This window comes from Kineococcus indalonis, assembly GCF_009906395.1.
Taxonomy (GTDB): Bacteria; Actinomycetota; Actinomycetes; order Actinomycetales; family Kineococcaceae; genus Kineococcus; species Kineococcus indalonis.
On the sequence record NZ_JAAALM010000232.1, the window covers coordinates 1 to 6,010 of the forward strand.

At 77.0% G+C, this 6,010-nt stretch carries 7 protein-coding genes; all 7 read right to left on the bottom strand.

All coding sequences use genetic code 11. The features are described from left to right. A partial coding sequence (locus tag GTR00_RS24000) for an alpha/beta hydrolase fold domain-containing protein (protein WP_166611893.1) occupies positions 1–441 on the bottom strand: 441 nt, incomplete at its 3' end. Positions 442–545: 104 nt separating this feature from the next. Beyond that, on the bottom strand, positions 546–1,667 hold the full coding sequence (rlmC, locus tag GTR00_RS12220; protein ID WP_166611894.1) for a 23S rRNA (uracil(747)-C(5))-methyltransferase RlmC: 1,122 nt from the start codon (positions 1,665–1,667) through the stop codon (positions 546–548). 56 nt (positions 1,668–1,723) lie between these two features. Beyond that, positions 1,724–3,034, bottom strand: coding sequence for a Na+/H+ antiporter NhaA (gene nhaA / locus GTR00_RS12225; protein ID WP_166611895.1), 1,311 nt, complete (start codon positions 3,032–3,034; stop codon positions 1,724–1,726). 115 nt (positions 3,035–3,149) lie between these two features. Next, positions 3,150–3,824 carry a histidine phosphatase family protein gene (locus GTR00_RS12230; RefSeq protein WP_166611896.1) on the bottom strand — a complete coding sequence of 225 codons (675 nt, stop codon included), beginning with the start codon at positions 3,822–3,824 and terminating at the stop codon, positions 3,150–3,152. A gap of 71 nt (positions 3,825–3,895) precedes the next feature. Then, complete coding sequence (locus GTR00_RS12235) at positions 3,896–4,318, bottom strand: hypothetical protein (protein WP_166611897.1); 423 nt, start codon at positions 4,316–4,318, stop codon at positions 3,896–3,898. A 130-nt stretch (positions 4,319–4,448) separates the two neighbouring features. After that, positions 4,449–4,886 (bottom strand): nitroreductase family deazaflavin-dependent oxidoreductase, encoded by a 438-nt coding sequence (locus GTR00_RS12240; RefSeq protein WP_166611898.1) that lies wholly within the window; start codon positions 4,884–4,886, stop codon positions 4,449–4,451. Positions 4,887–4,932: 46 nt separating this feature from the next. Then, on the bottom strand, positions 4,933–5,913 hold the full coding sequence (locus GTR00_RS12245; protein WP_166611899.1) for a Gfo/Idh/MocA family protein: 981 nt from the start codon (positions 5,911–5,913) through the stop codon (positions 4,933–4,935). Between the last annotated feature and the right edge of the window lie 97 nt (positions 5,914–6,010).

Sequence of the window (6,010 nt, forward strand, 5' to 3'; positions counted from 1 at the left end):
GGGGTGCTCGGGGGCCAGGCGGTAGGCCACGGACACGACGACGGCGCCGGCCTCGGCGGCGAGCACGCGCGCCGGCCCGTCGTGGGACTCCAGGTCGCCCAGCACGAAGCCGCCGCCGTGGAAGAAGACCACCAGCGGCGGGGCGGCGCCGGCCGCGCCGCCGGCCCCGGCGGGCGGCTGCGGGCGGTAGAGGCGGGCGGGCAGGTCGCCGGCGGCGCCGGGCACGGTGAGCTCCTCCACCGCGGCGACCGGTCCCCACCAGGCGGGGTCCACCCGCTCCTGGGCGGCGGCGCCGCTGCGCACCTGCGCGGGGGTCAGCGCGCTGATCGGCGGCAGGCCGGCGGCGGCCACCCGGCGCACCGCCGCGGCGATCTGCGGGTCCAGGCCGGGGGCGGTCCGCGGGTCCAGGCCGGGGGCGGTCCGCGTCTCCTGCTGCGTCACGGGTCCTCCGTCCTGCGGGCGCCGGGCCGGCGCCGACCGCGGCCCAGTCTGCGGGCTGCGCGGCGAGGTCGCCCGGGGGGACCGCTGGGGTGGTGCGCCCCCGCTCAGGCGGTGCGCTCCAGCAGCGCGACGACCTCCACGTGCGGGGTGTGCGGGAACATGTCGAGCACCCGGGCCCGCACCGGCCGCAGCGAGGGCATCGCCGCGAGGTCCCCGGCCAGGGTGGCCGGGTTGCAGCTGGAGTAGACGACGTGCCCGGTCCCGGAGCGCTCCAGCCAGGTGCGCAGCTCCTCGCCGATGCCGCGCCGCGGCGGGTTGACCACCACGAGGTCCGGCGCGGCCGGGGCGTCCAGGGCGAAGCGGGTGGCGTCGCCGGCGAGGAAGTCCACGCCCCGCAGCCCCGCGGCGCGCGCCGAGGAGCGGGCGCTCTCGACGGCCTCGGCGCTGACCTCCACGCCGGTCACGCGCCGGCCGGGCGCGGCCACGTGCAGGGCGAAGCCGCCCACGCCGCAGTACAGGTCCCACACGCTGCCCGGGTCCACCTCGTCCACCCACCGCGCCACCTGCGCGTACAGCGCCTGCGCGACGGGCGAGTTGGTCTGGAAGAAGCTCTGCGGGCGCAGGTCCAGGTCCACCTCCCCCAGGCGCATGCGCAGCGCGGTGCGCTCGGTCAGCGGGACCTCCACCTCGCCCTCGACGACGGCCTTGTGCTCGGGCAGGAGGTTGGCGGTGACGACCACGGCGTTCGGCAGCTCGCGCAGCAGCTGCGGCAGCTCCCGGCGCATCGCCGCCAGCGGTGCGCGCGAGCGCACCACGAAGCGCACCATCAGCTCCCCGTCGGGGGACTCGGTGACCAGGACGTTCTTCAGCTCCCCGCGCCGGCGCGGCACGTCGTACGGCTCCAGGCCGGCGCGGGTGATGAAGCGGGCGAGGACCGGCAGGGCGGCGCGCACGCCGGGCGAGCACACCGGGCATCGGCGCAGGTCCACCCCGCGCCCGCCGGCGTCGAGGATGCCCAGGGTGGGGCGGCGCGCGGTGCCGCCCACGACCATCTTCGCCTTGTTGCGGTACCCGTCCTCGCGGCTGCGCACGGTCGGCAGCCACTGCACGCCCTCCCCCAGCAGCTCGCGGCAGCGCTGCTCCTTGCCGGCGACCTGCTCGGGGTAGGGCTGCTCGATGAGGGTGCACGAGCGGCACGCGTGGCGGTCGTAGTAGGAGCACTGCACGGTGCTCCAGGGTAGGTCGCCGGCGGGGGGGCCGCGCTGCGCGCCGGCGCCGCGGGTCAGCGCTGCCCGCGCTGGTAGACGTCCGGGACGCCGTCCTCGTCGGCGTCCACGGACTCCTCGGCCTCGATGCGCCGGTAGGTGCGGTTGCGGGTGCCGAGCACGACGGCGGCGATGAGCGCGGCCACGGTGGAGCCCACCAGCACGCCCAGGGTGACGTGCTGACCGGCCTCGCTGCCCTCGCCGAACGCCAGGGAGCCGATGAGCAGGGAGACCGTGAAGCCCATGCCGGCGAGGATCCCCAGCCCGACGACGTCCACCCACGACAGGTCGTCGTCCAGCTCGGCGCTGGTGAACCTGGAGACCAGGAACGTGGTGAGCAGGATCCCGACCGGCTTGCCGACCACGAGGCCGGCGACGACGCCCAGGGCGACGGGGTCGCGCAGGGCGTCGGCGAAGCCGGAGGCGCCGCCGATCGCCACGCCGGCGGAGAACAGCGCGAAGACGGGCACGGCGAACCCGGCCGACAGCGGCCGCCAGCGGTGCTCGAAGTGCTCGGCCAGCCCGGGCCCGGCCTCCGGCCCGCCCGCGGCGGCGCTGCGCAGCACCGGCACCGACAGGCCCAGCAGGACGCCGGCGACGGTGGCGTGCACGCCCGAGGCGTGCACCAGGCCCCACGTCAGCAGCGCCAGCGGGACCAGCAGCCACCAGGAGCGCACCCGCCGCTGCACGGCGAACGCGAACGCGGCCAGGGGCAGCAGCGCCAGCAGCAGCGGGGCGACCCGCAGGTCGGCGGTGTAGAAGATCGCGATCACGGTGATCGCCAGCAGGTCGTCGACGACGGCCAGGGTGAGCAGGAAGGTGCGCAGCGCCGAGGGCAGGTGGCTGCCGATGACGGCCAGCACGCCCAGGGCGAAGGCGATGTCGGTGGCGGTGGGGATCGCCCAGCCCGTCAGGGCGCCGGCGGGGGCGTCGCCCAGGGAGTTCACCAGCACGTAGATCCCGGCGGGCACGGCCATGCCGCCCACGGCGGCGGCGATGGGCAGCGCCGCGGCGCGCGGGTCGCGCAGGTCCCCGGCGACGAACTCGCGCTTGAGCTCCAGGCCGGCGATGAAGAAGAAGACCGCCAGCAGCCCGTCGGCGGCCCAGTGCTCGATGGACAGGTCCAGGTCCAGCGAGGCGGGACCGACGTGGAACTGGCGCACCGACTCGTAGGTGTCCCCCGGCAGGTTCGCCCACACCAGCGCCAGCGCGGTCGCCACCAGCAGCAGCGCGCCGCCGACGGTCTCGTAGCGCAGCACCTCGGCGATGCGCCGGGCCTCGGGCCAGGAGCCGCGGGCGAAGAGTCGGGTGGGCGTGTGCGAGGGCACGGGAGAGCCTCCTGCGGGGTCGTTGACGGAACCGCCGACCAGACTTCCCGGCACACCCTGCGCCCACCGTAGCCGCCGATCGCGCCCCGTCCCAGCCCGGCGGCGCCCCGGGCGCTCAGAACACCGAGCCCGGCTCACCGGCGGCACCGGCACCGGCCGCCTCGGCCTGCACCGCCTCCAGCGCCGCCCCCGTCCACGACTCGCACGTCCAGCCGCCGTCCACGTCCCCGCGCAGGTCCACCACGCCGGTGTTCAGCAGGCCGGTGTCCAGCACGAAGCGCGCCGACAGGTTCACCGCGCGCGCCCCCGCCCACGCGCGGATCGCCGCGCCGTGGCTGACGAGGGCGAACGTGCCCACCCCCGCCGCGCGGGCCCGCTCCGCGGCCGCGGCCACCGCCGCGTCGTAGCGGGCGAAGAAGGCGTGCCCGTCGGGCGCACCGGGCAGCGCCGCGGCCAGGTCGCCGCCCAGCCAGGCGGTGACGACGCCGAAGTAGCGCACGACGGCCTCGTCGTCGCCGCGCATCTCCACCTCGCCCGCCTCGATCTCGCGCAGGCCCGCGTCGACGGCGACGTCCAGGCCCAGGCGCGCGGCCAGCGGTGCGGCGGTCAGCTGCGCGCGCACCTGCGAGGACGCCGTGACCGCCCCGACCCCCTCCCCGGCGAGGGTGTCGGCCAGGGCCTCGGCCTGCTCGCGCCCCAGGTCGGTCAGCCCGGGACCGGGCACACCGGTGTCCAGCAGGCGGCGGACGTTCGAGGGGGTCTGGCCGTGGCGGACGAGCAGCAGGCGCACGCTCCCAGCGTGCCACCCGATCGCTCGCCCGGTCGCCCGCCGGGCGTGGACCCGACGGCCGGGCGGGTGCGTCAGAGGACGACGTCGAGGCGCGGCTGGTCGACGCCCGCGGCGCGGCCGCCGCCGAGGTAGGTCATCAGGCGCAGCTGCACGTCGACGGGCACGGGCCGCGGGCTGGTGAGGGTGAGGCGGCCGATGAGGCGGCGCACGTCGTCGACGGTGAGGTCGCGGCCGGCGGGCACGGCGCCGCTGGAGCGCTCGCGGTTGATCTCGGCGGCGAGCTGGGCGACGGGGGTGCCCTCGAGCTCGTCGAGGTCGAGCACGGGGCCGTACAGGTGGGCGATGAGGGCCCGGTCGGACTGGGTCAGCTCGTCCAGCGGGTCCTCGTGGACGTGGTCCGGGGTGATGCGCTGGACGGGCGCGAGGTTCTGGAGGGCCTCGGGACGGACGGTGCTGCGCACCGCCGCCGGCGTGGTCACCGTTCCGATCCGCACGACGATCGCCTCCTGCTCACTCAGTGTGCTTGTTCTGTCACATCGAGTGTGTCAGCTCGGGGGCGGATCTTGAGGCCGGGTCACCCGGACGGAGCAACCACCGTCCGGGTGGCCCGAGGGTCGGCCGGGCTCAGTCGACCGGCTCGAGGACGAACACCGGGATCTGCCGCTCGGTCCTCGTCTGGTAGTCCACGTAGTCGGGGTAGGCCGCCACGGCCCGCTCCCACCACTGCGCCCTCTCCTCGCCGGCGACCTCGCGGGCGCGGTAGTCCTTGCGCACCGGGCCGTCCTGCAGCTCGCACAGCGGCTCGGCCTTGAGGTTGTGGTACCAGACGGGGTGCTTGGGGGCCCCGCCCAGGGAGGCGACGGCGGCGTAGCGACCGTCGTGCTCCACGCGCATGAGGGCCTGCTTGCGCAGCTTGCCCGACCTCGCGCCCTTCGTCGTCAGGACGATCACCGGCATCCCGCGCAGGTCGCCGGCCTCGGCGCCCCCGCTCGCCTCGTACTTCTCGACCTGCTCGCGCACCCACGCCTCGGGGCTCGGTTCGTACTCACCAGTCAGCGGCATGGGGCGACCGTAACCAGCGCCCGGCGCCCCGTGCCCCGCAGGGGGGTCACAGCGGCTCGGCGGCGCGCGCCGCGCCGACCTGGGTGAGCGCGGCCTCGAGGACGTCGGCGAGGTCCACCGACCAGGACAGCGGTACCAGCGGGCTCTCGGTGCGGCCCGCGGCCAGGCACTCGTGGACGTGCTCGAGCATGAACCGGTGCCCGTGCTCGACGGGGTCCTCGTGCACCTCCGGCTCCTGCGCGCCGGTGCGGTGCACGGTGAAGCGGCGCCCGGAGTGCAGCGGGGCGTCCACCTCGATCCAGCCGCCGTCGCCCTCCACCCACGCGCGCGAGGACGCCTGCGCGGCGATCGTGGTGGACAGCGCCGCCACGGCGCCGGACTCCCAGGCCAGCGACAGGGCGACCTGCCGGTCCACGCCCGCGGGGGTGAGCGTGCCGGCGGCGCGCACGGTGCTCGGCGCGCCGAGCAGGGTCAGGGCCAGCCCGACCGGGTACGGGCCCAGGTCCAGCAGGGAGCCGCCGCCGATGGCGGGGTCGTGGAAGCGGCGCGCGGACTCCGGCGCCGGGAAGCCGAGGTCGGCGTGCACGGAGAGCACCTGCCCGACCGCGCCGGAGGCGACGACGTCGAGCAGCTCGCGCGTCAGCGGCAGGAAGCGCGTCCAGTACGCCTCCATGAGGAACACCCCGCGCTCGCGGGCGGTGGCGGCCAGGTCGCGGGTGGCGGCGGCGGTGACCGTCATCGGCTTCTCCACCAGCACCGGGGTGCCCGCCCGCAGCGCCGCGCGGGCCGGCGCGTGGTGCTGGGGGTGGGTGGTGGCGACGTACACGGCGTCCACGGCCGGGTCGGCCAGCAGCGCGGCGACGTCGTCGTGGGCGCCGGCGGCGCCGTGCTCGTCGGCGAAGGCCCGCGCCCGGCCCGCGTCGCGCGAGCACACCGCCACCAGCTCCCCGCCGTCGGCGCGCTCCAGCGCCTGCGCCACCGTGCGGGCGATCCCGCCCGTGCCCACGAAGCCCCACCCGACGCTCACCGCGCCACCCCCCGATCGTCCGTGCCCGCGGCGCCCGGTGCGCCCTCGACGTCCTCGCGGCGCGGCAGGGAGGCGGACGCGCCCGCCCGGCCCACCG

What these genes read in the sequence shown, in the direction of transcription:
- GTR00_RS12240 (WP_166611898.1), bottom strand. Translation starts at nt 4,886, where the DNA reads ATGCCGCTGACTGGTGAGTACGAACCGAGCCCCGAGGCGTGGGTGCGC.